The sequence below is a fragment of the Kibdelosporangium banguiense genome (assembly GCF_017876405.1).
GTDB classification, from domain to species: Bacteria; Actinomycetota; Actinomycetes; order Mycobacteriales; family Pseudonocardiaceae; genus Kibdelosporangium; species Kibdelosporangium banguiense.
In genome coordinates, this window is record NZ_JAGINW010000001.1 from 9,253,458 (window position 1) to 9,278,547 (window position 25,090).

A 25,090-nucleotide genomic window follows, 5' to 3' on the forward strand; every position below is an offset into this window, starting at 1 on the left:
CTAGGCTGGCACCGGAACGTGAAACCAGGGAGGATCGCGGGCACGTGATTGTCGCTTTCGAGGACGTTTCCTATTCGTATCGGCGAAAGCCGGCGCTGACGAATCTGAACTGGACGGTGTCCGAGGGCATCACGGGCCTGGTCGGACCGAACGGCGCGGGCAAGTCGACCATGCTGGCGCTGCTGGTCGGACTGCGGAAACCCAAGTCCGGCCGGGTCACCGTGGGCGGTACGGGCAGCGGCACACGCCGTCGTGTCGGGTATCTGCCACAGCGGTTCTCGCTGGTGCCTTCGATGACCGTGCGCAACACCGTCGTCTACGCGGCCTGGCTCAACGGGCTTGACCGGCGGGCAGCGGAAGCCGCCGCGGACCGGGCACTGGAGCTGGTCGATCTGAGTGACCGGGCGGATTCCGCGGTACGAACTCTGTCCGGAGGCCTTCGGCAGCGCGCGGGTATCGCGGCGGCTGTCGCGCACGAACCTGAGATCGTCGTGCTGGACGAGCCCACGGTCGGGCTGGACCCTGGTCAACGCGTACGGATCCGGCGGGTCATCGAACGGATCGGCATGAACCACACTGTCGTGTTGTCCACCCACCTGGTGGAGGACGTGGTCAATCTCTGTCCGACCGTGTCCGTGCTCGATGCCGGCTCACTGCGGTTCCACGGCCCGCTCACCGAACTTGTGGATGGTGCGGAGGTCTCGGCCACCAACCTCGAACAAGCCTACGAACGCCTGCTGGGCCAGGAGGACACGTGAAGCGCATCGCGTGGCCGCTACCGCCCCTTACCCTTCTTGTCCCAGGCGGGCTGGTCCTGGCTGCGGCTTTCGGTCTGTCACTGGAGAATTTCGGCTGGCGGCCGGAGTGGCCCGCGACCTCGGTCCTGGCGCACGAACACCTCAGTATCGCCGGCCCGGTAGCGGCCGCGGCCGCGTTCCACCGCTGGGCCACGCTGGCCCGCCCGGCCGGTCTGTTGGCCGCAGCCCGGTTGCGGGGCACGGAAAAACCCGAGCACTGGGTCAACTTCCTTCGGGTCTGGGCAGTGTGCGCGGTGGCCTACACCATCGGGCTGCTGCCGATCTTCATACACACAGCCATATCAGCGACCTATGGCGGTCCCGCCATCGGCTCGATCGTGCTCGGCTATCTGGGGCTGGGCTTCGCAGTCGCGATAGGACAGTTCGTCGCGGGCATCGCACCAATGCCTGTGCTGACTGTTTTTGTTGCCGTGCTGGTCTTCCTGCTGTTCCAACTGCCCCAAGTCGTGCTACGCAGTTTCGGCGCGGTACTGCCGGTGCAGTGGGACACCTTGGCGGCCAACGAATACGAGACACCGGCGTCACTGATCTTCCGCGCGTTCGCCTTGCTGGCAACAGCAGGCGCGATGGTCATGGCGTCACGACTCGGCCGCACACCGGACCAGCCCGGCCGCACAGCCTTGCCAGCCTTCGGGGCAGTCGGCGTGCTCGCCGCGTTCCTCGTTGCCGCTGCGGTGAATCCGCCGGCCAGGCTGGAGGCAGTGGCCGCTCCTCCCCTGCTCTGCCAACCCAGAAACGGCATAGAGGTGTGCGTCCACGCCGCGCACGAGGCCGATCTGCCCGAACTCGCTGACACCGTGTCCGCGCTCGCCAAGGCCTACGGCGGCAAACCCGCTGCTGTCAGAGGCGTTTACGACGCTGCAGCCGTCCCGGCAGGCGGACTGCCGAACGACTACGTGGTGGTCGGTCTGATCCTCGATCAGACAACCCGGGACACCGCCGGGGAGGACGTGGCCGCGGCGATGGCAGGCTATTTCAACTGTGCCCGCGCCATCCGCTCGAACACCGGCGACCGCGTGGCGCTCGAAGCCGGAATGGCACGGGCGAACGAACTCGCGCGCTGGCTGCGGCACCAGGCGGGGATTGTCCTGCCGTCGGCGCAACCCTATGAACCCCCGCCGTCCGGTCTGTTCGCCAAATCGCCCGAGGAGATCCAAGCCTGGCTGGCGGCCAACAACACCCAGGTGGCCACGTGCCAGAACGGTAGGGATCCCGTCTAGTGCTGTTCCTCTCGGCGCACAACGCGCGGGCCGTCGCAGCGTTGTGCGTGCTGGCCGCGGCACTGTCCGCATTGGCCGCGCGCATCGTGATCCCTGTCGATCTGGCTGTGTTCGACCCACCCCGGGACATCCCGCTCATCGAACTGCTGGCAGTGGTCTACGGCGGAGTCGCGGCCGGCCTGACCGCACCACGCATTGTGGAATGGGAAAAACTCGGCACCACCCGGGTATCGGTCTTCTCAGCCGCGCTGGTGCTCGCGGTGACCGGGCTGGCCCAACTCGTGGTGTTCGCCGGAGTGGCCGTACTGCCAGGTGAAGCGCCCTGGCAGTACGTCCCGGCCAACGTCGCGGTGTTCACGGCCATCGCGTGCCTGGCCCGCGGCGTGCTGGGCCCGATCACGGCGCCTGTATTGACCCTGCTGCTCTTTCTCGCCTGCTGCGTCGTCCAGAACACCCTGCCGGACGTGGGCGCCTGGCTGCCGCTGTCACGACCCAACGGAACTCCGTTGCCGCCGGTGGTTGCCTTGGTCGCGGTCGCGCTGGCCATCGCCGCCACAGCCCACAATCGAGGCATGACCATGTGGGCATACTCGCGCAACCGCGACTGAACACTTACCTCAACGCGGTCACAGCGCCGAGGGCGTTCAGGCGGTCTGGGCATGCACGTACTGCCCGTTTGCGTAGCCGGTAAGCCAGCCTCTGATGGTCTCGTCGTCCCATCTCTCGCCAGCGACGTAGCCGGATTGTGGCGATCGCCGGCCGCGTGCCGTAACCGAATTCGTCACAGCTGCGCGGCCACGCTCTCCAGCCGGTCGCGGATCCACTGGTGGGCTGGGGCACGCATGTTGCGTGGGTGCCAGAACATCGCCATTGTCAGTCTCGGCTGTTCGATGGCCAGCGGTATCTCGCGCAGACCCAGCATGGGACCCAACTGGTCGAACAACCGGCGCGGGGTCAACGTGATCAGGCTCGATCCCGTGATTGCCCGCAACGCCACCATGTATGACTCCACTGTGACCGCGATCGGCTGGCGTATCCCTTGCTCGCTGAGCTTCACCTCGGACACGACCCGCGGCCCGTTGATCTGAACGGCCGGGGCGCTGGCCAGTGCTTCGGCGGTCAGCGGTGAGTTCACAGCATGGTTTTCCTGGTCTGCCACGGCGATGAACTCGTCGGTGAACAGCGCGAGGTGCGGGAAGTTCAACAGTCCGGGTGTCTGGAGCTGCAACGGCCAGAACAGCAGGTCGCACCGTCCTGAGCGGAGCTGTTCGACCGGTTGTGCACGAAGCGGTTCCACGTTCACCCGCGCCCCTGGGGCCTGGGCTGTCAGTCCACGCAACGTGGGCAGCAGCAGGGTGCCGGCCGTGTAGTCGCAGGCGATCATGGTGAATGTGCGCTCGGCGGTGATGGGGTCGAAGGGCTTGCGGCCGGACGCCAGCACCTCGCGTGCCGCGACCATGGCGGTCTGCACCGGCTGCAGGAGGGACTCCGCGAACGGTGTGAGCACCAGCGTGCGGCCGTCGCGGATGAGCAACGGATCGTTGAAATGGCGCCGCAGCTTTGCCAGCATCGTGCTCATCGTCGGCTGCGCCATCGAGAGCCGTTCAGCCGCCTTCGTCACGTTCTGTTCCAGCAGCAGCGCGTTCAACGGAATCAGCAGGTTGAGATCCAGCCTGCCCCACCCGGCCGGCTCTTTCGGTCGCTGTTCGCGCAGGTCAGCGGAATTATCGAAGCCGGAGATGTGGTTCATACGTTATTGCCGCCTTCTGGAGAAGACTGTCGTCGCCTAGTTTCGAATCACCCGTTGGAGACGGCCACTCCCTCGCAGGGTACGGAATCGACCGACCCTCCTCAGCGCGCGCTGAGCAAACCCTCAGGCACCCGGAAGGACATCACCGATGACCGACACCAGCGGATTGCAGGCCCGCACCCACCAGCCCGCCCTCGTCCTGGCCGGCACGCTCGCCCTGGCCGCGGTGGCCTCGATCGTGCTCAACACCGGGATCGCCCTGCTGGCCGGCCTGGTCCTGCCGGACGGAGGCGTCCGCATGGGCCTGCAGCCGATCGAGTACGCGCCGCTGACCGTCGCCGGCATCCTGCTCGGCACGCTGGGCTGGTACGTCATCCGCCGCACAGCCCGCAAACCTCGCGCGGTCCTGCGCGTGCTTGTTCCCCTGGCCGTGCTCCTCTCGTTCGGGCCGGATCTCGGGATCCTCGCGGCCGGTGCGAGCTTCGTGAATTCACTGGCCCTGATGGCGATGCACGTCATCGTCGCCGTGATCACCGTGCCGGTACTCGCCCGGGTACTGCCACTGCCTGCTGACCCCGCCTGATTCTCAGCGTGGCTGCCCGTAGTTCAGTGGCAGCGCCTGCAGCCGCTCCACCGGAACGTCGGCCAGCGTCAGCCACGTGTAGGAATCGTCGTCCGGGATCTCGTTCTCCGGATCGGTAAGCAGGTGATAAGGGTTCACGCCGCCGTTGCGCGCCATGTACGGGCGAGGGTCCTCCGCCTGGGTGGCCAGTGAGCCGGACTTGTCCGACATGATCAGCCCGTACTCCTGCATGGCGCGGGCAATGGTCCGCGCCGCGGGAGAGCGCAGGGTGTTCACGTCGAAAGCCGGATCCAGCCGGAACCGCTGCCCCTCACAGGGAAAGTCCACACCTTCGGTGTTGCCGTCGTTGCGGTTGGCCGGCCAGGAGTTGCAGTTCGCCCGGACCCGGACGGTCTGGATGTTGAGGGCGTGGTCGATGCGCCCGCGGCGTAATTCCTCGATACGGATCAGGAAAGCCCCGAACGGCAGGCCGGTGGCGGCCGCGCCGAGCGGATTGGTGAAGATCCCGGGGTTGCGGGAGTAGTGCTCGATCTTGCCGCCCCAGCAGGCGGACCAGTTCCCGTTGGCGTCCCGCTCGGCACGCCAGAAATCCCAGTAGGTATCGGTGGACGGCTGATAGATCGCGACCGTGTTGTCGGTGCCCTGCGACACCAGCATCCCGGGCGGGGTCGGCACCGAGGACAACGTGTCCGCGATCACCGGAGCCAGGTGGGGCAGTCCCAGACAGTCGGAGAAAGTCCAGCGCAGCCGTGGTGTGTACCAACTGGCTGTGTAGATCGGTGACGACCAGGTGTGTGTGTTGAACGCCCACACCTGGTAGTTCTCGTCCTTGTCCTGCTTGATGTTCGCCACGATCGCGGCCGAGTTCGGCACGAGCGGCACGTGTCGCGGCAGCTTGGTGTTCCACGGACCGGACCGCGCGAAGCCATTGGTCGGCTGATGCCGGCCCGTCGCCTCACTTTGCCCTGGTGACACCAACAGTCCGCTGATCAGAGGCAGGGCGATCGCCAAAACAGATACGCCCCTCATATTCCGGCGCATGCTGGTTACTGTAGGACTTCGACCGCAATCAGTCACGGTAACGCCAGATGCCGGGTTTGCCCTTGCTGTCGAAACAGGCGATGTGGGTGCGGCTGAAAGCACAGTCCGGATACGCGACCGGCAGTTCGCCGAGGCTGCTGTACTCCCCTTCGGGCAGGGACAGGAACCAGAACAGGACATTCGTCGTCCGGCCTTTCGGCCGGTCGCGGTGCATCTGCAGGACGCCGGACGTGCCGTACCAGGCCTGTTGGCGGCTGTCGGAGACAAGACGACGACCGGTCGCGAGATCGACGTAGACGAACTCGTCGGTACCCTGCTTGTCCTCCGGATAGACCTTCATGTACCCCCAAGTGGCGCCGCCCCTGCCGACCTGGACCTCTTCCACGGGGCGCCACAGTTCGCGCCCCTGGGCGTCCAGCACCTGGCGACCGGTGACGCTGCTTCCGGCGTAGAACAGGCCGTCGGCCAGGCTGGTCATGCGGCCGTCGTGCTCCCACCTCAGCTTCAGGTCGGACAGTCCCAGGACCACGCCTCTGCGTGTGTCGGTCTCGCTGTTCAGCAGCTGCATCAGCAGCGCGTCACCCGTGAAGGTCAAATCCGCACTGGTCGAGCCAGTGACCAGCGCGGAGACGTCGGTCGACGCGAGCACGGCGCCCGAACTGGGATCCAGCCTGTCCAGGGTGTGTCCTGTCCGGTAGCGCAACAGTTCCTGACTGTCCGGGATGGCCACGACCCGGTCGCGGCCGTCGTGGTCCAGTCGCCAGATCAACTGCCCGGTCCGCGCGTCCAGCATGGCGACACCGCTGGTGAAACCTTTCTTGTCCATGAGGCTCGCGAAAACGCGGCCGTCGCTCCGGGCGCTTCCCGCGGCGATCGGCAGGGAGGGCTGTTTCCACAACAGTTTCCCGGTCTGCGCGTCGATCGCGGTCAACACGCGATCGGCCGTCGTCAACACCAGACCGCCACTGACGCTGACGATGTCGCCGCCGACTTCGGCAGTCCACAGTGGTGTGTCCGAGCCTTCCCGGTACGCGGCGATCCGGCTCCCACCGGCGGTGTAGGAGAAGTAGGCGATACCCGTGTCCGGGTCGAGCTTGACGTCCCGGTCGCCACCGGGATCTGGCTCCGGGCCGTCGAAACGGCCGTCGACAACCCGATCAGGCGTGATCAAGCCGGTCCCCGGCAATGTGATCGCCAGCGTACTCGCCGCAACAAGGATCACGACACCGGCCACAAACCACCAACGAAGACGCACGGACACGGTCCACAGTGTCGCAGCAGCGCCCCTGGGCCCACGACGGCAGAAATCACGTGATCGCTCCCGACGACGAACCGAGCCGGCCTGGCCGGCTCGGTTCGTGTCAGATCACTTGAACGCGGCCGGGCCGTTGGGGGTCCCTAGGCCGGTGGGTGCGTCGTAGCCGGGTTTGGCTGTGCAGAGGTAGTCGTAGCCGCATTTGGCTCCGGTGCCGTCCCGGTCGTTGGCGCCGGTGGTGATGTCGAACAGGTCGCCGGCGTGCCGGTAGAGCGAACCTGCTGTCGACGTGCCGCCGTTACGGCCGTAGAGACCGGCGATGAATGGCGCTGATGCGCTGGTGCCCGCGGTGGTGATCCAGCCGCCGATCTCCGTGCTGTGGATGGCGATGTTGTCGGCTGCCGCCGACACGTCCGACGTGGTGCGTTTCGAGCAGCTCTTGTCCTTCTGCCAGGCCGGTTTCGCGATATAGGCCGAGCAGCCGCTGCCGCCGTACTGCCAGGTGGACTCGGCCCATCCCCGTGGGGTGCTCTCGTCCTTGGTCAGCGTAGTGCCGCCGACGGCGATGACCGACGGGAACACGGCCGGGAACGAGGCCGCGGTGAATCCGCTGTCGCCAGAGGCCACCACGATTGTGGCATCGGTGCGCTCGTAGTGTTTCGCGTACGACAGCGCCAGGCCGTTCTCCCTTGCGCCGTAGCTGTTGGACACCACCTTCGCGCCGAGCCGGACCGCGGTGTCCTCGGTGGCCGCCAGGTCCGGGAAGCTGGGCGAGTTGCCTTCCACCACGAGGATCCTGCAGGCCGGACAGGCCGCCGACACCATGGATACATCCAATGTGGACTCGACGGCCCAGTTGAAGTCGGCCCTGGGCAGTGGCGCGGGGTCACCGTTCTGGTTGACCTTGCGGAAACACCCGTTGGCCGTGGTGCACTCCGGCAGGCCGAACTCCCGCCGGTAGGTGTTGAGGTCGGCCTCCAGGTTCGGTGCGTCGTAGGCGATCGAGATTGCCACCAGGGTGTCCGCACCGCCGTTCGGCGGCAGGTTGTACGCGGCCGCGAGATCGGTGGCGCTCAAGCCGCCGACAGCGTTGGCGCGAAGGCTCGGCGCCGAGCTGGACCGGATCAGGCAGCGGGCGTAACCGGGTGCGGGTTCGGCGCAGAACGCCTGCCCGGCCGGGCTCGCCTGTGCGGTGGGCACGATCACGACACTCGTGATCACCCCGACGACGGCCGCGAGTATGCGACTGTTCATTGTGGAATGTCCTCTAGTTGAAGATCTTGTAGGCACGCGTGATCGTCTCGCTGATCTGTCCGCCGTTCGCGTCTGTCGCGGTCACGCGCAACGACACATGGGTACCGCGGAAGTCCGGCGAGGAAGCCGTGTACACGGCCTTGTACGCCCCGTTCCCCTGCGCTGTCGCGGAAGCGTCCTGCCAGGTCACGCCGTCATCAAGGGAGAACTGGACGGTTGCCCCGGTGATCGCGGACGTCTGTGCGAGCGGGAGGTGTCCCACCGTGAAATCCAAGGACTGCGGACCGTTGGGTGCTGTCCCGTTCACGGCGAGGTTTCCGATCGCGTACTGCAGCGTCATCAGCGGCTCGACGGCGCAGTCGCGGTCCGGTTCCCCGCCCTTGATCAGCTCGCAGGCGTACGCGTTGGGCAGCCTGACATTCCCGACGTGGCCGGACTTCCAGGTCCACTCGGTGTGGCTCCCGGTGGAATAGAAGTACATCGGCCCTTCGCGGGTCGCGTCCAGGGTCAGCTTGATCGTCGACGGGCTGGGATCAAGCGCGACCTCGGTCTGGAACGACAGTCCGCCGTGCGCCGGGTCACCGCTGGCGACAGTCACGCCGTCCTGGGTGATCTCGTACGCTCCGGTGATCTTGTCCCGCTGCTCTCCGGAGTATCCGAACCCGGTGTGCCCAGGGGTGTTGTCGCTGAACGGGTGGATCTGCAGCCGGACGGCGTTGCCCTTGCGGGTGGCCGCGGGCACGACGGGCCATGCGGCGTCCGGGCTGGCCTGGACGTTTCCGGCGGGGTGCAGAGGAAAGCGGTTCCAGTCTTCGCGTAGGGCCTGGCCCGGCTGATAGGTCCGGTTGCTGTCGTACATACCGCCGTACCAACCGCCGAAACCGATGCCGGTGTACTTGGCCATCCCGCCGTACCAGTTGATCGCCGGGTCGGCCGTGACGTACTCGGTCTGCCTGACCGGCAGGGTGATCCGGTGCCCGTCGCGGCTCTGTTCGGTCTCCCACGGATAGATCCCGGCCCGCTGCCGGACTCCCACGGAGTTGATCTCCGAGTAGTAGTTCGCGTCGACCGTGGCCAACGAGCCGGGTTTCACGACATACCGTTGCTGCGGAATGGTTCCGTTCGTGGTCGCCTGTTGAAGCTGGTACTCGTACGGCGTTCCCGGGCCGGGCGGTGAGCTGAGCCGGTTGTACGGGTACGACTGCAGCTTCCCGGTGGCCACCGGCTTGCTCACCGGCGAAACCCAGATGGGGACACCAGGCCCGACGGCCACGTCGATGGCGAGCGGGCTGCCCGTCACGGCCTGGCGGCGCAGCACGAATCCGCCTTCCTGCAACAATGCGGGCTTAGGCGTGACCCAGGTGACCTTGCTGGACGCCTGCTGCGCGTGCACCTTGGTCGTCACGTCGGCGGTCACGTTCACCTCGGGCTGCGACGAGAGGCGCACGGCGGTCACGTTGCCGTCCGCGTCGGTCTCGACGAACAGCCCAAGCACGCTGTAGTGGCCTTCGGGCACGCTGAACTTGGCGACGCCCTCGTAGAACGGCTGGGCATACTCGCCCACATCGAACAGGTCACCGTTGTCAGCGTTGTACACGACCGCGGTGTTGCCAGTGTCGGGCTTGCCGTCCGGCCCGTTCGCGGTGACGGTCAAGGTGCGCATCACCGACATCGGCTGGACCGGTTTCCTCGCCGGCGCCCCAGGCAGGCTCATCGCGGGCTGGAACTCCGTGAAGGTACCGCGTTTCCGGTCGTCGAGGAACTTCCTGACCAGCTTCGCGCCGAAGTCCTTGGCGGCGTTGATGTCCGTTTTCTGGGCACTGCGCAGAACGGCGTCGACGTCGAACAGGCTCCAGTCCAGGCCGCGCCCCAGGTAAGGCAACGCCGCCGCGGGAACCGCATAGGACTTGCGCCCCAGACTGAGCTGTAGCCGTACCCGTCCCAGACCGCTTTCCGCAGCCGGCACGACAGTGGCGGTGTGACGGCCGTCCGCCCGCGTGTTCACGACGATCTGGTCGCCGGTCACGAGTAGGGCCGTCGTTGTCTCCGGCTCAGCCGCTTGCGCGTTGGGTGAGGTCAGGGCCGGGAGACCGAGCGCGGCCGCGACCAGGAGCGTGGAAGGTTTTCGCACAGGCAACTCCTCCAGTGGATGTGTCACCTCTATGACGGCCGGGCGACCAAGATCGTTGAGCGATCTCGCCACCGGATACGTGAGATGTCAGCATTTTGGGCCGGACGGATCGGAACATTCCGCCGTTCACTACTCGACATCATCCCTTGACACGTGGTTACGTCACCTTCTGTCCTCATTTCCCGGTTCACTGGAAGGGCACACATGCCTGGCAGCCCACCGAGATGCGGATCGCCGAAGCCGAGCGCCCGCCGATGACGACCCCACGGCAGGCCGCGAAGCGTCCGGTGGAGCAGGCCGACGACGACTGGGCCGACAGCCCGATCCTGCGGGACATCGCCGAGTGACACCCCGCGCCGACACTCTGAGGATGCGATGAAGGACTCGATGAAAGTTGACGTGGTAGCGCTGGCTGAGCACGCGCGCACGCTGAACACGCTCACGGGCGAGATACAGTCGGCGCTCGACACCAAGACCACGCCCCAGGAACAGAAGCCGTTGACTCCTCAGCAGCGTCATCAGGTCGGCTACGACCGCGAGCAGGCGGTCGCCAAGATCGAGAACGGCCAGGTCACGTCGACCGAGCCCGGCAAGATCGGCAAGAAGATCAAGACCCGTACGGGACGACAGACGTCGACGTGATCGGCGGCGACGGCGGCTATGTCGCCGTCGGCGGCCCAGCCAAGGCGGCGGATCTGGGCGCGCTGGGCAACCGGTTGCGCGGCCTCAAACACGCCGCCGACGAGGCTGGTGTCCCAGCCAGGGCGTACTTCGAGGAAGGCACCCCGCAGAGCGCGATCGACCTGGCCCGCAAATGGTTGGGGCCCGACAACGTCCGGACCTTCCCGCCAGTGCCGGTGAGGTAGGCGAAGATTGCGGTTCACCCTGCCCATTCCTGACGGGTCTTGGCCTGGGTTGCCCGTCGGCGGTAGACGACATACGGACGCCAGAGGTACGCGATCGGCGCCGACCACACGTGGACCAGCCGGGTGAACGGCCACATCGCGAACAGTCCCCACGCGGTCAGCGCGTGAAGTTGATAGACGGGCGGAGCGTCCGCCATCAGCGAGGCGTCTGGCTGGAAGTAGAAGATTCCGCGGAACCACACCGCGACTGTCGCGCGGTAGTCGTAGCCTGGCCCGAACAGGTTCACGCCGACGGTCTCGGCCATTCCCAGGATGATGACGACGGCGAGTACGGGGAACATCGCCTTGTCCGTCTTCGTTGTCGTGCGCCGGACCCTGTCGTTGACGAAACGACGGGCAAGCAGCAAGGCCAAGCCGACGATGACCATGACACCCGCGACGGCACCCGCGAGGACGGCCACCCAGTGGTAGAGATGTTCGGGGACGCCCAAGGCTTCAGTCCATGACTTCGGCACGAGCAGACCGACCACGTGCCCGGCGATCGCCACGAAGGCGCCCAGGTGAAACAGCGGAGATCCCAGCCGCAGCCATCGGTTTTCCAGCAACTGGGTGGTCCTGGTGGTCCATCCGAACTGGTCGTAGCGCCAACGCCACACATGGCCGGCCACGAACACCGTGAGCGCGATGTAGGGCAAAACCACCCACAGCGCGACATCCATACTCATGCTCTGATCTCCGTTCCGGTCAGGTACTGCGGCGGGGCGAACGGCGCCAGCCCGACATCCTCGGCCGGTGGTCCGGTCAGCATGAGTTCGGCGACAGCCTCCTCATCCTCAGTGGACAGTCCAGGAAGCATCTCCCCCAACGCGTCGAGCACAGCCGCGTAGCGAGATCCGCTGTCATGCAGTGCGGCGCGGATCAGTTCGACGCCTTGCCGGTGCTGCCGGAGTGGCGCTTCACCTCGTCGCCCTTCCAGGGCAGCGAATTCGCACACCATCGGGAGGAAATCCGGCAGTTCGTCGTCAGGTGGGACGAATCCCGCGGCGCGGTAGCGTTGTTTGAGCGTGAGCAGCGCCATGCCACGCCGTCGGGTGTCACCGTGCAGGTAGTAGGTCAGATAAAGGCTGCTGCGGCGACGTAGATCGAATGTCTCGACGTAATGCCGTGCCAGGTGTGTCGCGGATTCAGTGGCGAACCATTGCATGAAACCGAGCAGGTGCGCGCGAGCGGGAGACTCGGCCAGTGTGGTGACCACCGATTCGATTTCGCTGCGGTTTGCCAGGAGTTCGTTGTCCGGGTACTGCAGCACCAACGACACGATCCTGAGCGTCAAGGCCCGGTCGTCCATCATGGTTCTCCATTCCGTTTGATCGGGAGCACCGAGAGCGGGAGCAGGACTCTGCCCATTCCCGGCCCGCCGGGCACGTCGAGACTGCACCCGGTGCCCAGCTCCGCCAGTTCGGCGGCGGTCTCCCGATGTGCCGGTGGAATGACGTACCGCTCGTCGTACTTCGCGACCGCGAGCAGCCGGTACAACCGCTCCATGTCCATACTGGACATTCCGGTCGCGGCAAGCAGTTCCTCGGCGACGGTTCCGTCGAGCGTGCGGGCACGCATGTACCCGCGCATGGCCGAGAGCTTCATCAGCACACCGGCCACGACCTCGGTGTCTCCGGCCGCGAAGAGACTCGCCAGGTACTCCATCGGGATCCGCAGCTGGGTGATCCCGTGGAAGACCTGGTCCGGATCGGCGTTGTCACCATCCATTTCGGACACGGCGTCGAGCACCGGCGACAGCGGCGGGATGTACCAGACCATGGGCACAGTCCGGTACTCCGGATGCAGCGGGAGAGCTACCTTGTGCCGGATGGCGAGCTCGTAGACCGGTGAGCGCTGAGCCGCGTCGATCCAGTCCCGCGGGACACCTGCCGACAAGGCGGCGGACACAACCGCCGGGTCAGCCGGATCGAGGAAGAGGTTTCGTTGCGCTTCAAGCAAATCCTGCGGGTCCGGAACACTCGCGGCCGCGGTCACGGCGTCCGCGTCGTAAAGCACCATGCCGATGTAGCGCAGTCGCCCGACGCAGGTCTCGGCGCACACGGTCGGCTGGCCTGCCTCGATCCGTGGGAAGCAGAACGTACACTTCTCGGCCTTGCCGGTGTTGTGGTTGACGTAGACCTTCTTGTACGGACACGCCGACACGCACATCCGCCAGCCGCGGCAACGGTTCTGGTCGACCAGGACGATGCCGTCCTCGGCGCGCTTGTACATCGCGCCCGACGGGCACGCGGAGACACACGCTGGGTTCAGGCAGTGCTCACAGATCCGTGGCAGGTGGAACATGAACGTCCGCTCGAACTCGAACCGGACCTTGTCGGCCGCCTGCTTGGGCATCGCGGCGATGTTGGGATCACCCGCGGCGTGCTCGGCCGCGCCGCCGAGGTCATCCTCCCAGTTCGCACCCCACTTGATGGCGGTGTCCTTGCCAGTCAGGGCCGACTTCGGCCGGATCACCGGCGTGTCCCGGCCCGCCGGGGCCGTGATCAACGTGTCGTAGTCGTAGGTGATCGGTTCGTAGTAGTCGTCGATCGAGGGCAGATCCGGATTGGCGAACAGGCCCAGCAGCCGCTTGACCTTGCCGCCGGACCGCAACTTGAGGCGTCCGCGGTCGTCGAGCACCCAGCCACCACGCCAGCGTTCCTGGTCCTCGTAGTGCTTCGGGTATCCGATCCCCGGCTTGGTCTCGACGTTGTTGAACCAGACGTACTCGGTGCCTTCCCGGTTGGTCCAGGTCTGCTTGCAGGTGACCGAGCAGGTGTGGCAGCCGATGCACTTGTCGAGGTTCATCACCATCGCCACTTGTGCCATGACACGCATCAGTAAGTCACCTCCTGGGAGCGGCGGCGGATGACCGTCACCTCGTCGCGCTGGTTTCCGGTGGGGCCGTAATAGTTGAACGCGTAGGTGAACTGCCCGTACCCACCGATGAGGTGGCTGGGCTTGAGCAACAGGCGGGTCAGCGAGTTGTGCATACCGCCGCGTTTCCCGCTGACCTCGGCCTGCGGAACGTTCACGTTGCGGTCTTTGGCGTGATACATGAACACCGTGCCTTCGGGCATGCGATGGGACACAACCGCGCGAGCGACCACGACTCCGTTGCGGTTGTAGGCCTCGATCCAGTCGTTGTCGGCGACACCGATTTTGGATGCGTCCACTGTCGACATCCAGATGGTCGGCCCGCCCCGCGACAACGCGAGCATGTGGGCGTTGTCCTGGTACTCGGAGTGGATCGACCACTTCGAGTGCGGTGTGAGGTAGCGGACCGTCACCTCGGCACGGCCGTCGCCCAGCTCCTGGTCGCCGAAATGCCGGTACATGTTCAGCGGCGGCCGGTAGACCGGCAGCTGTTCGCCCAGTTCGATCATCCAGTCGTGGTCGACGAAGAACTGCTGCCGCCCGGTCAGGGTGTGCCACGGCTTGTCGCGCTCGACGTTGATGACGAAAGCCGAATACCGCCTGCCACCGGTCTCGCTGCCGGACCACTCCGGTGACGTGATCACTGGCTGCGGTCCTTTCTTGGTGTCCTCGAAGGTGATGCGTTTGCCTTCGTGCTCTTCGGCCAGGTCGGCCAGCTCTGTGCCGGTGCGTCGCTCGAGTGTGCGGAATCCCTGACTGGCCAGCCTTCCGTTCGTGGTCGCCGACAACGCGAGGATCGCTTCACACATGTGCTCGGCTGTCGCCAGCGAGGGCTGTCCATCGGGTCGGACACCGTTCTGGCTTCGCAGGTACGCCAGTTCGGGCTCGACGTTGTAGGTGATGCCTTTCGTGGTGGTACCGAGCTTGTCCAGCAGCGGCCCGATGGAGCGCATCCGATCCCCCACGGCTGCGTAGTCGCGCTCTATGGTGATCAGCTTCGGCATGGTGCGACCAGGTACCGGTTCGCACTCGCCACGCCGCCAGTCCAAGACCCGGCCACCGGGCTGGGCGAGCTCGTCCGGCGTGTCGTGAGTCAGTGGGATGGCCAATACGTCGGTCCGGGTGCCCAGATGGTCTTTGGCCAGCTCGGAGAATTTGTCCGCGAGCGTCAGGAAGGCGTCGTAGTCGGTCCTGGCCTGCCACGGCGGTGCGATCGCCGGGTTGAACGCATGCACGAACGGATGCATGTCCGTCGAAGACAGGTCGTGCTTCTCGTACCAGGTCGCGGCCGGTAGCACGACGTCGGCGAACAGCGCTGTCGAGGTCATCCTGAAGTCGATGGTGGTGAGCAGGTCGAGCTTGCCTTCCGGGGCATCGTCGTGCCACTCGACATCCTGGGGGCGCAGGTTCTCCGGCGACGGCTCGCTGCGCACCGAGGCGTCGGTACCCAGCAGGTGCCGCAGGAAGTACTCATTGCCTTTTCCCGACGAGCCAAGCAGATTGGCTCGCCAGACTGTCAGAGCGCGCGGGAAGTTGGCCGGGTCGTCCGGATCCTCCGCAGCGAACCGGAGTCCCCCGCTTTTCAACTCCGCCACCACATGATCGGTGACACTCCGCCCGGCTTCGGCGGCCTCGTCAGCGAAGGCCAGCGGGTTGCGGTTGAAGGTCGGATGCGACGGCAACCAGCCCAGGCTCGCGGCTTGGGCATTGCAGTCGGCGAACGACTTTCCCCGTAGGCTGCCCTTGCCGAGCGGGCTGGCCAGTTCATCGGCCCGGAAGCCTTCGTAACGCCACTGATCCGTGGCCAGATACCAGAACGCGGTCCCTGCCATGTGCCGAGTCGGCCGCTGCCAGTCGAAGGCGAACGCCAGGTGCTGCATTCCCGTGATCGGACGCGCTTTCTCCTGTCCGACGTAGTGTGCCCAGCCGCCGCCGTTACGGCCCTGGCAGCCCGTCAGCAGGACGAGCGACAGGAAGGCCCGGTAGATCGTGTCGGAGTGGAACCAGTGGTTGGTGCCCGCACCCATCGCGATCATCGAGCGGCCCTCGGACCGTTCGGCATTACGCGCGAACTCACGCGCGATGCGGACCGTGGTCGCCGCGGGCACAGAGGTGATCTCCTCGGCCCAGGCCGGCGTATACGGCTGCGAAGCGTCCGAATAGGACTCTGCCCAGTCCCCCGGCAGCTCCAGGCGACGCACACCATATTGAGCCATCAGCAGGTCGAACACAGTTGTCACCAGGCGACCGCCGATGCGCATGGCGGGCACACCGCGGCGCATGGTCGTCCCGCCCTCGGTGTCGCCGATGTCGAAACGCGGCAGCTCCACCTGCACGTGCTCGTCAGCCCACCGGTACAACGACAACGCGGGAACCACGTCACCCAGGTCGAGGTTCCAATGCCCTTTCCCGGACTGCGCCCACCGGAAGCCCAGCGATCCGTTGGGCACCGCTGTCCGGCCCGTCGTGTCGTCCAGCAGCACGGTCTTGAACTGCGAGTCCTCGCTGTCGTCACCCAGATCGGCTGCCGTGACGAATTTGCCCGCCTGGAAGCCGTCCTCTCGTTCCTCCAACGCGACCAGGAAAGGCAGGTCTGTGTATCGGCGGACGTAATCGGTGAAGTAGGGCGTTTCCCGGTCACGGAAGAACTCGGTGAGGATCACGTGCCCCATCGCCATGGCCAACGCGCCGTCAGTTCCCGGATGCGGCGCAAGCCAGTCATCGGCGTGCTTGACGTTGTCGGCATAGTCCGGGCTGACCGCCACCACCTTCGTGCCTCGATACCGCGCCTCAGTGAGGAAGTGGGCGTCCGGCGTGCGCGTGACCGGGATGTTGGAGCCCCACATGATCAGATAGCTGGAGTTCCACCAGTCCGCGGCTTCCGGCACGTCGGTCTGGTCACCCCAGACCTGCGGGGACGCCACCGGCAGGTCGGCATACCAGTCGTAGAAGGAAAGCAGCGTGCCGCCGATCAGGGAGTGGTACCGCGTGCCAGCCGCGAAGGAGGCCATCGACATGGCCGGGATCGGCGAGAATCCCACCACCCGGTCCGGCCCGTGGGCCTTGGTCGTGTAGACGTGGGCGGCCGCGACGATCTCGATAGCCTCGTCCCAGCTCGCCCGGACGAACCCGCCTTTCCCCCGAGCACGTTTATAGGTCCGCGCGCGCTCCGGATCGGACGTGATCTCCGCCCACGCGGCGACGGGGTCGCCAAGCCGCTGCTTGGCCTCCCGCCACATCTCCAGCAAAACGCCCCGCACGTAGGGATAGCGGACGCGGGACGGCGAGTAGATGTACCAGGAGAACGACGCACCTCGGGGACAGCCACGTGGCTCGTACTCCGGGGAGTCAGGCCCGATGGAGGGATAGTCCGTGGCCTGGTGTTCCCACGTGATCAGGCCGTCCTTGACGAACACCTGCCACGAGCAGGAACCCGTGCAGTTGACGCCGTGGGTGGACCGAACCACTTTGTCGTGTGCCCATCTGTCCCGGTAGAACCGGTCCCATTCCGCCGGGTCGATCTGGTGCAGGGTGCGGCCGTCGGCGGACACCTCGGCGCGCCGGAGGAAGCGCCGGACTGAGTGCAGTGGATCGGTCATGGACTGCAGTCCAGCCGAGCGGCGCGATGTCCGACTAGGGCCTTATGCCCCGGGCCGCTACCGGCTTTGGGCGTGTTTCCGCAGGCCTCAGTCCTCCTACCGGATCGCTCCCGGACGTCCCAGGCTCAGTCGCGGATGCCGGATCACACGGGATGGACGACATGGTGAACGCTGACAGGGAAAAGCAGCGCGCGGGCCGGGCGTGGCTCATGCTCGGCATGGCGACGCTCGGTTTCGCGCTGAACTTCTGGGCCTGGGCACTGCTCAGCCCACTCGGTCCCCGCTTGAAGGACTACCTGGCGCTGAGCACGTTCCAGCAAGCACTTGTTGTCGCAGTGCCGGTCGTGGTCGGCGCGCTGGGCCGGATCCCCGTCGGAGCGCTGACCGACCGATTCGGCGGACGCGTCATGTTCCCGCTGGTCTCCGCCACGACGATCGTGCCCGTCCTGTTCCTCGGCCTCGGCGGCCAGAACACAATCGGCACACTGCTCGTCGGCGGCTTCTTCCTCGGTATCGGCGGCACCGCGTTCGCCGTCGGTGTCCCGTTCGTCAGCGCCTGGTTCCCACCACGACAGCGCGGCCTGGCCATCGGCATCTTCGGCGCAGGCATGGGAGGGACCGCGATCAGCGCGCTGACCACCGTCGATCTGACCGACTCGCTCGGCACATCCGCACCCTTCCTGCTGACCGCAACCATCCTGGCGCTCTACGCGGCCGTAGCCGCCGTCGTTCTCCGCGACGCTCCCGGCCGGACCGCCCCGACCACGTCCCTCGCTCAACGGCTCAAGGCAACCCTTCGTCTACCCACGACCTGGGACGCCGCAGCCGTCTACACACTGACGTTCGGCGGCTACGTCGCGTTCTCGGTCTACCTCCCCGCATACCTGCGGACCGCGTACCAACTGTCAGCCGCGGACGCCGCCAACCGGATGGCCGGATTCGTCCTGCTCGCAGTCGTCATGCGTCCGATAGGCGGTTGGCTGTCCGACCGCTTCGGTCCTGTCCGGATCCTCGCCGGCTCACTCGGTGTCGTGGCAGTCGGCGCACTCCTGCAAAGTTTCACATTCCCGCTCATGCCGCTGGGCACGACGGCCTTCCTCACTATGGCCGCCGCTCTGGGTGCAGGCAGCGGCGCCACATTCGCACTCGTCGCCCTGCTGGCCCCACCCGACAAAGTCGGTGCTGTCACAGGCTTCGTGGGCGCCGCGGGAGGACTCGGCGGCTTCGTCCCGCCATTGATCATGGGAGCCGTCTACGGCCAGTTCGGCAGCTACGCCCTAGGACTCTCCGCACTCGCCGTCGTCGCAGCCGCCGCCCTCATGTTCACCGCCACCACCGTCCGACGCGCCGCAACAACCCGCGTCCAACCAACCTGACGGAACCCGCAGGAGGCTCTGGTGATGACAGAGTCTCCGCGCCGGAACTTCATACCGGCTGGCCTGCGGCTGCTGCGGCACTATCAGCGCAGTTGGCTGCGGCCTGACGTGCTCGCCGGGATCACGGTCGCCGCGTACCTGGTTCCCCAGGTCATGGCCTACGCCGATGTCGCGGGGCTGGCCCCGGTCGTCGGGCTCTGGGCCGTTATCGGTTCCCTGCTGGTGTACACGGTGTTCGGTTCCTCGCGTCAACTGTCGGTGGGGCCGGAGTCGACCACGGCGCTCATGACCGCCGTGACGGTCGCGCCCTTGGCCGCCGGTGATCCGGCCCGGTACGCCACCCTGGCCACGACACTCGCGCTGCTGGTCGGCGTCCTGTGCCTGCTCGGCGCCGCTGCCCGGCTCGGCTTTCTCGCTGACCTGCTGTCGCGGCCTGTGCTCGTCGGCTACATGGCGGGCGTCGCCGTCATCATGATCGTCGGCCAGCTCGGCAAGATCACCGGTGCGCCGGTCGCCGGCGAGTCGGTCATCGACCGCGTCAGCTCGATCGCCGACCAGGTCGACCGGATCCACGCCCCGACCTTGATCCTTGCCGGTGGCATGCTCGCCTTCCTGTTCATCGTCGGCAGGCTGCTGCCCAAGCTGCCGGTCCCGCTGTTCGCGGTGCTGCTCGCGACAGCCGTCACAGTGCTGTTCTCGCTGCGCGATCTTGGGATCCAGGTGATCGGTACCGTCCCGGCCGGGATCCCGACACCGGGCCTGCCCGCAGTGTCCGGTGTGGACCTTGCCGCGCTGGTACTACCTGCCATCGGGGTCATGATGGTCGGCTATTCCGACAACGTCCTCACTGCACGATCGTTCGCCACCCGCAACTCCTACCGCATCGACGCGAACGCCGAAATGCTCGCCCTCGGCACAGCCAACATCGCCGCCGGATTGCTGCGCGGATTCCCGGTCAGCAGCAGCGCGAGCCGGACCGCGATCGGCGACAGCCTGGGCAGCCGGTCGCAGGTCCACTCGCTGGTGGCCGTCGGCGCGGTCGTGCTGGTGCTCCTGGTCGGCGGACCCGTCCTCACCGCGTTCCCGACCGCAGCACTCGGCGCACTGGTCATCTACGCCGCGGTACGCCTGATCGAACTGGGCGAATTCCGCCGGATCGGCACATTCCGGCGCAGCGAACTGGCACTCGCACTGGCCACCACCGCAGGCGTGCTGCTCGTCGACGTGCTCTACGGCGTTCTCGTCGCCATCGGACTGTCCATTCTCGACCTACTCCGGCGGCTCGCCCGGCCACACGACGGTATCCTCGGCGAAGTCCCCGGCGTCGCCGGCATGCACGACATCGACGACTACCCACGCGCCACAAGGATCCCCGGCCTCGTCGTCTACCGCTACGACGCACCACTGTGCTTCGCCAACGCGGACAACTTCCGCCACCGCGCACTGGCCGCGGTCGAAGACTCCCCCACACCTGTCACATGGTTCCTGCTCAACGCCGAAGCCAACGTCGAAGTCGACATCACCGCCGTGGACGCCCTCGAAGACCTACGAGCAGAGCTCACCAGACGCGGCATCGTGTTCGCGATGGCCAGAGTCAAACAGGACCTGCATGACGCGCTGGCCAAAGGCGGATTCGTCGAGCGAGTAGGAGACGACCGGATCTTCCCGACCCTGCCGACCGCGGTGGCGGCCTTCCGCCAATGGCACACCGAACAGTTCGGCCGCTGACAGACGCGAGGTGCAGGCCTGGCAAATGGGTGCCGCTCGGCCCTGCTGCACGGGACTTTCGCCCCTGCGTCCATCCGGGTGTGGGCACGCATCCTCGATGGCAAGCAGTCGCACCTTCTTGGTTGGGAGCAAGCAATGTCAGCTCGATCAGAACTCGAGGTCCTGGACCGGGAGCAGTGCCTGGAGCTGTTACCGACTGTGCGAGTCGGGCGCCTGGTGTTCACCGAGAACGCCCTGCCCGCCGTGCAACCGGTCAACTTCCGGCTGTATGAAGGCCAGATCGTGATCCGGGTGGCAGGCGGCGCGAAACTACGAGCCGCCTCCGGCAACGCTGTGGTGGCCTTCCAGGCCGACGAACTGGATCCCGACCTGCGCGCCGGCTGGAGCGTGACCGTTGTCGGGCACGCGCAGCTGATCTTCGACACCGACGAGCTCGTGGAGCTTTCCGGCGTCTGGCTCCAGCCATGGGTGACCGGCAGGCGGGACCACTTCATCCGGATCCAGACCGAGAAGGTGACCGGACGGCGGCTCCACGCTCCCGCGGACCTCCCGGCCCCGATCTGACGACGGGCACAAGGTCGCGACGGCGGTATCAGAGCGATAGCCTCGCTGGTCGAGGAGCCTGCTCGACCAAGGTGAGGTATGCGGTGAGCGAAGAGTCGGCTGATCGGGCGTTCCCCGATTTGAAGCAGTTGCGGCTGGACGCGCTGCTGCGTGAGCTGATGGACCGGGCGGCCGAGGTGCTGGAGTCCCAGGATCGGATCCATCGTCTGCTGGATGCCGTGGTCACGGTGGCCAGCGATTTGTCGTTGCCGGATGTGCTGCGCCGGATCGTGCAGTCGTCGATCGACCTGGTCGGGGCCCGGTACGCCGCGATGGGCGTACTGGCGCCGGAGGGCACCAGCCTGCAGGAGTTCATCTACATCGGTATCGACGACCAGCGGCGCGAGCTGATCGGCGACCTGCCGCACGGCAAGGGCATCCTCGGGCTGCTGATCAACCACCCAGAACCGATCCGCATGCCGGACCTGCACAAACACCCCCAGTCATACGGTTTCCCGCCCAACCATCCGCCGATGAAGTCGTTCCTCGGCGTGCCCGTCCGGGTGCGTGGAGCCGTCTTCGGCAACCTGTACCTGACGGAGAAGAAAGGCAACGACGAGTTCACCGAAGAGGACCAGACAGTGGTGATCGCGCTGGCCGCCGCGGCCGGTATCGCGATCGAGAACGCGCGCCTGTTCGCACACAGCCAGCAGCGGGAAACCTGGTTGCAGGCCTCAACGGAACTCAACAGCGCACTCATGACCGGCCAGACCACCAACGGGGCCCTGAAACTGGTCGCACGCCGGGCCGCCGAGGTCTCCGGCGCACCGCTCGTCACCATCGCCATGCCCGATGACACCGGCGAGCACCTGACCATCGAGGTCGTGGACAACCCAAGCGCCGCGGAACTCATCGGCCAGCAGGTCACGGTCGCCAACAGTCTGATCGGCGGCGTGTTCGCCAGCGGCGAGCCACGCATCGTGCCGAACCCGGCGCAGGCCTCGTCCGCGCTCTCAGAGCTCGACTGGGCCGACGAACCGCCGGCAATCCTGCAGGAGCTGGGCTCGACGCTCATCGTGCCGCTCGCGGCCGGCCAGCACGTGCTCGGTGTGTTGTCGATCGCCAAGCACCGCAGCCAGACCCCGTTTCTGGACGTCGACCTGCAGATGGTGCAGACCTTCGCCGCGCATGCCGCGTTGGCGATCGAGTACGCCCGGGCGCAGGAGTACCGGCAGCGGCTGATCGTGTTCGAGGACCGCGACCGGATCGCGCGTGACCTGCACGACCAGGTCATCCAGCGGCTGTTCGCGATCGGCCTCGGCCTGCAGGGCCTGTCCCGGCTGATGGTCAAACCCGACCTCGGCCGCCGGGTGGCCGGGTTCGTCGAGGAGATCGACCAGACCATCCGCGAGATCCGCCGCAGCATCTTCTCCCTGCAGGAAGACCCTGGCACCGGGCCGGTCAGCCTGCGCGGCGAGCTGCTGCGGGTGATCCAGGAAGGCGCCGGCGCACTCGGTTTCGAGCCCACGGTGAACATGGACGGCCCGCTGGACAGCCTGGTCCCCGACGACCTGCGCCCCGACGTCCTGGCAACACTGCGGGAAACGCTGTCCAACGCCGCCCGGCACGCCCAGGCCAGCACTGTCCTGATCACGATCAACGTCGACCGGGAGGGACGCGGCCTCAAGCTGGCGATCAAGGACGACGGCAAAGGCATGCCCGGAGAACCCCAGCGCCACAGTGGCCTGGCCAACATCACCGAACGAGCCAACCGATGGCACGGCACCTGCGACATCGACACCGCCGTCGGTAGCGGAACCACCATCACCTGGACAGTCCCACTACCGACGCAGGATTAGTACCGGCATATCTGACAACGGAAATGTCGCCGACATTGCCCCTAGTTGTGGGCCTGGTCGTTCAGGGGCATCCGCCATCGACAAGCAGGGCCTTTCCGACCTGAGCCGGTACAGAAGCATCAGCACGACCCCGGAAGTGTCCTTTGTGCCGACGACGACCGCTCGACTAGGGCCATTCGGCCCTAGTCTGGCTGGCAGGCGGCCCTATCCGCGATCGCCGCAGGTCCGGCACGGTGAACTCGGCAAACAACCGTCACGCAGTAGCGTCGGCATTGCCGAATTGCCGATGAAGAGGAGCAGACCATGGGCATCTCGGTTTTCCTGCTCGACGACCACGAAGTCGTCCGCCGGGGACTGCGGCAACTGCTGGAAGCCGAGCCGGACATCGAGGTCATCGGTGAGGCAGGCACCGCCGCCCAGGCCATCGCCCGTATCCCCGCGCTGCGGCCGGACGTGGCCATCCTCGACGTCCGCCTGCCGGACGGCGAAGGCGTCACGGTCTGTCGCGACATCCGCGCCGCCGTCGAACCCCCACCGGCGTGCCTGATGCTCACCTCGTACGCCGACGACGAAGCCCTCTTCAGCGCCATCATGGCCGGCGCCGCCGGATACATGCTCAAACAAGTCAGCGGCAACGACCTCGTCGGCGCCATCCGCACGCTGGCCGCAGGCGGCTCACTACTCGACGCCGGCGTCACCGCCACAGTCCTCAACCGCCTACGCAGCGGCGGCGAACAGGAAGACCCCCGCTACGCATCCCTCAGCCCACAGGAACGCCGCATCCTCGACCTCATCGCCGAAGGCATGACCAACCGCCAGATCGCCGCCCAGCTCTACCTCGCCGAGAAAACCGTCAAGAACTACGTCTCCTCCCTGCTCCACAAACTCGGCTTCGAACGCCGCACCGAAGCCGCCGTCTACGCCACCCGCCGACGCGACGAGCAGAAATCGTCCTGACTGGCCGGCTTCTGAGTAGCTGACCAATGCCCTTACCGCACAGGGACTTCCGACCCAATCGATCTCGTCTCGGCACCGACAGGATGGTGTCCGACAACTGATTAGGAGGTCCTCATGTCCATCCACGAGGCCCCGGTCAACGATTGCCTGCAGGTCTCCCCGCACCAGGCCGCGGACACCGCACCGGCACACGGCGCGGTGATGACGACAACCGCGGGCAAAGTCACCGCGATCCTGCGGATCACCACCGGACTCGTCTTCCTATGGGCGTTCCTGGACAAGACATTCGGCCTGGGTTTGGACGCGTGCTCGTCAGGCGCGAAATACAGCAAGTTGTCGTTGTTCAACGCCATCGCGTCACGCAGATAGCCGCCGAGCGCGCGAGTCGCCTCAGCCGGATGCTTGATGTCCACTGTGTACTTCCGCCAGTCCGGCAGGCGCAGGTCCTTCTGTACCAGGCCGTGTGCGATGGGGTTGGCGCTCATCCGTAGGTCGCCCACCGGATGCCAGTATCGAACCAGAGCCGCGGGCGTGCCGTCGGTGTCGAACAGCTCACCGGGCTGATAAGACTGCAGCCGTGCCCCGCAGCATCGCGGCCAGGTCTTCGCGCGGCAGCCGGGACAGCACGGTCGGATTGGCGATCTTGTAGCCGTTCAGGTGCAGGATCGGCAGCACCGCGCCATCGGTCGCTGGGTCGAGGAACGCCGGCGCATGCCAGCTCGTGGCCAACGGGCCCGTCTCTGCCTCACCGTCGCCGATCACACAGGCCACGATCAGGTCAGGGTTGTCCAGCGCGGCTCCGGTGGCGTGCGCCAGCGCGTAACCCAGCTCACCGCCCTCATGAATGGATCCGGGCAGGTGGGCTGAGGCGTGGCTGGGCACGCCACCAGGGAAGGAGAACTGACGGAACAGCTCGCGCAGTCCAGTTCGCCGTCCGGTCCCGCAGCAGACTGCGTCTTCTGCACGCCGCGCCACTACCAGGCGCCCCCGCCGTACCGGCAGTTGTCGACCCCGCCAGCATTCTCGAACACGCCCACGAACTCGTGCACGAACTCGCCCCCGATCTGACTCCCAGCCTCCGCCTGGTCCGCAGCCAGCCCCACGAGGCCGTCCGCACCTGCGACCGCACCGACCTGCTCGTCATCGGCTCAGGCAACCAGCCCGGCAAACTCTCAGTCATCACCTCCACCGCCC

At 66.4% G+C, this 25,090-nt stretch carries 22 protein-coding genes and 1 pseudogene; 13 read left to right on the forward strand and 10 right to left on the reverse strand.

Going from position 1 to position 25,090, the window contains the following annotated elements:
* Nucleotides 1-44 precede the first annotated feature (44 nt).
* From JOF56_RS42105 to JOF56_RS42115, 3 genes are read left to right on the forward strand one after another with little or no spacing between them, the layout of a single operon-like run.
* A complete protein-coding gene (locus JOF56_RS42105; protein ID WP_209645174.1) occupies nucleotides 45-758 on the forward strand; it encodes an ATP-binding cassette domain-containing protein in 714 nt (237 codons plus the stop codon).
* Complete coding sequence (locus JOF56_RS42110) at nucleotides 755-2,038, forward strand: hypothetical protein (protein ID WP_209645175.1); 1,284 nt, start codon at nucleotides 755-757, stop codon at nucleotides 2,036-2,038. Before JOF56_RS42105 ends, JOF56_RS42110 begins: the two co-directional genes overlap by 4 nt.
* Nucleotides 2,038-2,646, forward strand: a complete 609-nt coding sequence (locus JOF56_RS42115) for a hypothetical protein (protein ID WP_209645176.1) — start codon at nucleotides 2,038-2,040, stop codon at nucleotides 2,644-2,646. Before JOF56_RS42110 ends, JOF56_RS42115 begins: the two co-directional genes overlap by 1 nt.
* A 173-nt stretch (nucleotides 2,647-2,819) precedes the next feature.
* Here the strand turns inward: JOF56_RS42115 and JOF56_RS42120 are convergent, their stop codons facing one another.
* Nucleotides 2,820-3,788, reverse strand: coding sequence for a LysR family transcriptional regulator (locus JOF56_RS42120; RefSeq protein WP_209645177.1), 969 nt, complete (start codon nucleotides 3,786-3,788; stop codon nucleotides 2,820-2,822).
* A 148-nt stretch (nucleotides 3,789-3,936) separates the two neighbouring features.
* On the opposite strand from JOF56_RS42120, the gene JOF56_RS42125 reads away from it, so the two are divergent.
* Complete coding sequence (locus JOF56_RS42125) at nucleotides 3,937-4,371, forward strand: DUF6069 family protein (RefSeq protein WP_209645178.1); 435 nt, start codon at nucleotides 3,937-3,939, stop codon at nucleotides 4,369-4,371.
* Nucleotides 4,372-4,374: 3 nt separating this feature from the next.
* Here JOF56_RS42125 and JOF56_RS42130 read toward each other — a convergent pair whose 3' ends face one another.
* The 4 genes from JOF56_RS42130 to JOF56_RS42145 form a co-directional block, all read right to left on the reverse strand.
* On the reverse strand, nucleotides 4,375-5,412 hold the full coding sequence (locus JOF56_RS42130) for a hypothetical protein (protein ID WP_209645179.1): 1,038 nt from the start codon (nucleotides 5,410-5,412) through the stop codon (nucleotides 4,375-4,377).
* A gap of 28 nt (nucleotides 5,413-5,440) precedes the next feature.
* A complete protein-coding gene (locus tag JOF56_RS42135; RefSeq protein ID WP_209645180.1) occupies nucleotides 5,441-6,673 on the reverse strand; it encodes an outer membrane protein assembly factor BamB family protein in 1,233 nt (410 codons plus the stop codon).
* Between the two features lie 105 nt (nucleotides 6,674-6,778).
* Nucleotides 6,779-7,921, reverse strand: coding sequence for a S53 family peptidase (locus tag JOF56_RS42140; protein ID WP_209645181.1), 1,143 nt, complete (start codon nucleotides 7,919-7,921; stop codon nucleotides 6,779-6,781).
* A 13-nt stretch (nucleotides 7,922-7,934) separates the two neighbouring features.
* Entirely contained in the window at nucleotides 7,935-10,052 is a 2,118-nt protein-coding gene (locus JOF56_RS42145; RefSeq protein WP_209645182.1) for a hypothetical protein, read from the reverse strand.
* Nucleotides 10,053-10,276: 224 nt separating this feature from the next.
* On the opposite strand from JOF56_RS42145, the gene JOF56_RS59735 reads away from it, so the two are divergent.
* From JOF56_RS59735 to JOF56_RS42155, 3 genes are read left to right on the forward strand one after another with little or no spacing between them, the layout of a single operon-like run.
* Nucleotides 10,277-10,399: a hypothetical protein gene (locus JOF56_RS59735; RefSeq protein ID WP_281065572.1), complete on the forward strand. Its 123-nt coding sequence runs from the start codon at nucleotides 10,277-10,279 to the stop codon at nucleotides 10,397-10,399.
* A 40-nt stretch (nucleotides 10,400-10,439) separates the two neighbouring features.
* The gene (locus tag JOF56_RS42150; RefSeq protein WP_209645183.1) at nucleotides 10,440-10,694 is read left to right on the forward strand and encodes a hypothetical protein; all 255 of its coding nucleotides are present in this window, start codon (nucleotides 10,440-10,442) and stop codon (nucleotides 10,692-10,694) included.
* The gene (locus JOF56_RS42155; protein ID WP_209645184.1) at nucleotides 10,691-10,918 is read left to right on the forward strand and encodes a hypothetical protein; all 228 of its coding nucleotides are present in this window, start codon (nucleotides 10,691-10,693) and stop codon (nucleotides 10,916-10,918) included. The genes JOF56_RS42150 and JOF56_RS42155 overlap by 4 nt, the downstream gene beginning before the upstream one ends.
* Nucleotides 10,919-10,932: 14 nt before the next feature.
* On the opposite strand, the gene narI is transcribed toward JOF56_RS42155, so the two are convergent.
* From narI to JOF56_RS42175, 4 genes are read right to left on the reverse strand one after another with little or no spacing between them, the layout of a single operon-like run.
* The gene (gene narI / locus JOF56_RS42160; RefSeq protein ID WP_307855497.1) at nucleotides 10,933-11,643 is read right to left on the reverse strand and encodes a respiratory nitrate reductase subunit gamma; all 711 of its coding nucleotides are present in this window, start codon (nucleotides 11,641-11,643) and stop codon (nucleotides 10,933-10,935) included.
* Nucleotides 11,640-12,266 (reverse strand): nitrate reductase molybdenum cofactor assembly chaperone, encoded by a 627-nt coding sequence (gene narJ, locus JOF56_RS42165; RefSeq protein WP_245378602.1) that lies wholly within the window; start codon nucleotides 12,264-12,266, stop codon nucleotides 11,640-11,642. The genes narI and narJ overlap by 4 nt, the downstream gene beginning before the upstream one ends.
* Nucleotides 12,266-13,795, reverse strand: coding sequence for a nitrate reductase subunit beta (narH, locus tag JOF56_RS42170; RefSeq protein WP_209645186.1), 1,530 nt, complete (start codon nucleotides 13,793-13,795; stop codon nucleotides 12,266-12,268). The genes narJ and narH overlap by 1 nt, the downstream gene beginning before the upstream one ends.
* Nucleotides 13,795-17,433: a nitrate reductase subunit alpha gene (locus JOF56_RS42175; protein ID WP_209645187.1), complete on the reverse strand. Its 3,639-nt coding sequence runs from the start codon at nucleotides 17,431-17,433 to the stop codon at nucleotides 13,795-13,797. The genes narH and JOF56_RS42175 overlap by 1 nt, the downstream gene beginning before the upstream one ends.
* 161 nt (nucleotides 17,434-17,594) lie before the next feature.
* Between JOF56_RS42175 and JOF56_RS42180 the strand changes: the two genes are divergently transcribed.
* From JOF56_RS42180 to JOF56_RS58645, 6 genes are all read left to right on the forward strand, one after another.
* The gene (locus JOF56_RS42180) at nucleotides 17,595-18,809 is read left to right on the forward strand and encodes a nitrate/nitrite transporter (RefSeq protein WP_209645188.1); all 1,215 of its coding nucleotides are present in this window, start codon (nucleotides 17,595-17,597) and stop codon (nucleotides 18,807-18,809) included.
* A gap of 24 nt (nucleotides 18,810-18,833) precedes the next feature.
* Complete coding sequence (gene sulP, locus JOF56_RS42185; protein WP_209645189.1) at nucleotides 18,834-20,537, forward strand: sulfate permease; 1,704 nt, start codon at nucleotides 18,834-18,836, stop codon at nucleotides 20,535-20,537.
* 135 nt (nucleotides 20,538-20,672) lie between these two features.
* On the forward strand, nucleotides 20,673-21,101 hold the full coding sequence (locus JOF56_RS42190) for a pyridoxamine 5'-phosphate oxidase family protein (RefSeq protein WP_209645190.1): 429 nt from the start codon (nucleotides 20,673-20,675) through the stop codon (nucleotides 21,099-21,101).
* Nucleotides 21,102-21,184: 83 nt separating this feature from the next.
* Nucleotides 21,185-22,939 (forward strand): sensor histidine kinase, encoded by a 1,755-nt coding sequence (locus JOF56_RS42195; RefSeq protein ID WP_307855498.1) that lies wholly within the window; start codon nucleotides 21,185-21,187, stop codon nucleotides 22,937-22,939.
* Between the two features lie 303 nt (nucleotides 22,940-23,242).
* Nucleotides 23,243-23,896, forward strand: coding sequence for a response regulator (locus JOF56_RS42200; RefSeq protein ID WP_209645191.1), 654 nt, complete (start codon nucleotides 23,243-23,245; stop codon nucleotides 23,894-23,896).
* 114 nt (nucleotides 23,897-24,010) lie between these two features.
* Nucleotides 24,011-24,265: a hypothetical protein gene (locus JOF56_RS58645; RefSeq protein WP_245381307.1), complete on the forward strand. Its 255-nt coding sequence runs from the start codon at nucleotides 24,011-24,013 to the stop codon at nucleotides 24,263-24,265.
* On the opposite strand, the pseudogene JOF56_RS42205 reads toward JOF56_RS58645, so the two are convergent.
* A pseudogene (locus JOF56_RS42205) lies at nucleotides 24,196-24,820 on the reverse strand (phosphoketolase family protein); the annotation flags it as partial. The gene JOF56_RS58645 and the pseudogene JOF56_RS42205 sit on opposite strands and share 70 nt — an antisense overlap.
* Nucleotides 24,821-25,090: the final 270 nt, after the last annotated feature.

What these genes read in the sequence shown, in the direction of transcription:
- JOF56_RS42125 (WP_209645178.1), top strand. Translation starts at nt 3,937, where the DNA reads ATGACCGACACCAGCGGATTGCAGGCCCGCACCCACCAGCCCGCCCTC.
- JOF56_RS42130 (WP_209645179.1), bottom strand. Translation starts at nt 5,412, where the DNA reads ATGCGCCGGAATATGAGGGGCGTATCTGTTTTGGCGATCGCCCTGCCT.
- JOF56_RS42150 (WP_209645183.1), top strand. Translation starts at nt 10,440, where the DNA reads ATGAAAGTTGACGTGGTAGCGCTGGCTGAGCACGCGCGCACGCTGAAC.
- JOF56_RS42180 (WP_209645188.1), top strand. Translation starts at nt 17,595, where the DNA reads ATGGTGAACGCTGACAGGGAAAAGCAGCGCGCGGGCCGGGCGTGGCTC.
- sulP (WP_209645189.1), top strand. Translation starts at nt 18,834, where the DNA reads ATGACAGAGTCTCCGCGCCGGAACTTCATACCGGCTGGCCTGCGGCTG.
- narJ (WP_245378602.1), bottom strand. Translation starts at nt 12,266, where the DNA reads ATGGACGACCGGGCCTTGACGCTCAGGATCGTGTCGTTGGTGCTGCAG.
- JOF56_RS42200 (WP_209645191.1), top strand. Translation starts at nt 23,243, where the DNA reads ATGGGCATCTCGGTTTTCCTGCTCGACGACCACGAAGTCGTCCGCCGG.
- narI (WP_307855497.1), bottom strand. Translation starts at nt 11,643, where the DNA reads ATGAGTATGGATGTCGCGCTGTGGGTGGTTTTGCCCTACATCGCGCTC.
- JOF56_RS42175 (WP_209645187.1), bottom strand. Translation starts at nt 17,433, where the DNA reads ATGACCGATCCACTGCACTCAGTCCGGCGCTTCCTCCGGCGCGCCGAG.
- JOF56_RS42120 (WP_209645177.1), bottom strand. Translation starts at nt 3,788, where the DNA reads ATGAACCACATCTCCGGCTTCGATAATTCCGCTGACCTGCGCGAACAG.
- narH (WP_209645186.1), bottom strand. Translation starts at nt 13,795, where the DNA reads ATGCGTGTCATGGCACAAGTGGCGATGGTGATGAACCTCGACAAGTGC.
- JOF56_RS59735 (WP_281065572.1), top strand. Translation starts at nt 10,277, where the DNA reads ATGCGGATCGCCGAAGCCGAGCGCCCGCCGATGACGACCCCACGGCAG.
- JOF56_RS58645 (WP_245381307.1), top strand. Translation starts at nt 24,011, where the DNA reads ATGTCCATCCACGAGGCCCCGGTCAACGATTGCCTGCAGGTCTCCCCG.
- JOF56_RS42190 (WP_209645190.1), top strand. Translation starts at nt 20,673, where the DNA reads ATGTCAGCTCGATCAGAACTCGAGGTCCTGGACCGGGAGCAGTGCCTG.
- JOF56_RS42140 (WP_209645181.1), bottom strand. Translation starts at nt 7,921, where the DNA reads ATGAACAGTCGCATACTCGCGGCCGTCGTCGGGGTGATCACGAGTGTC.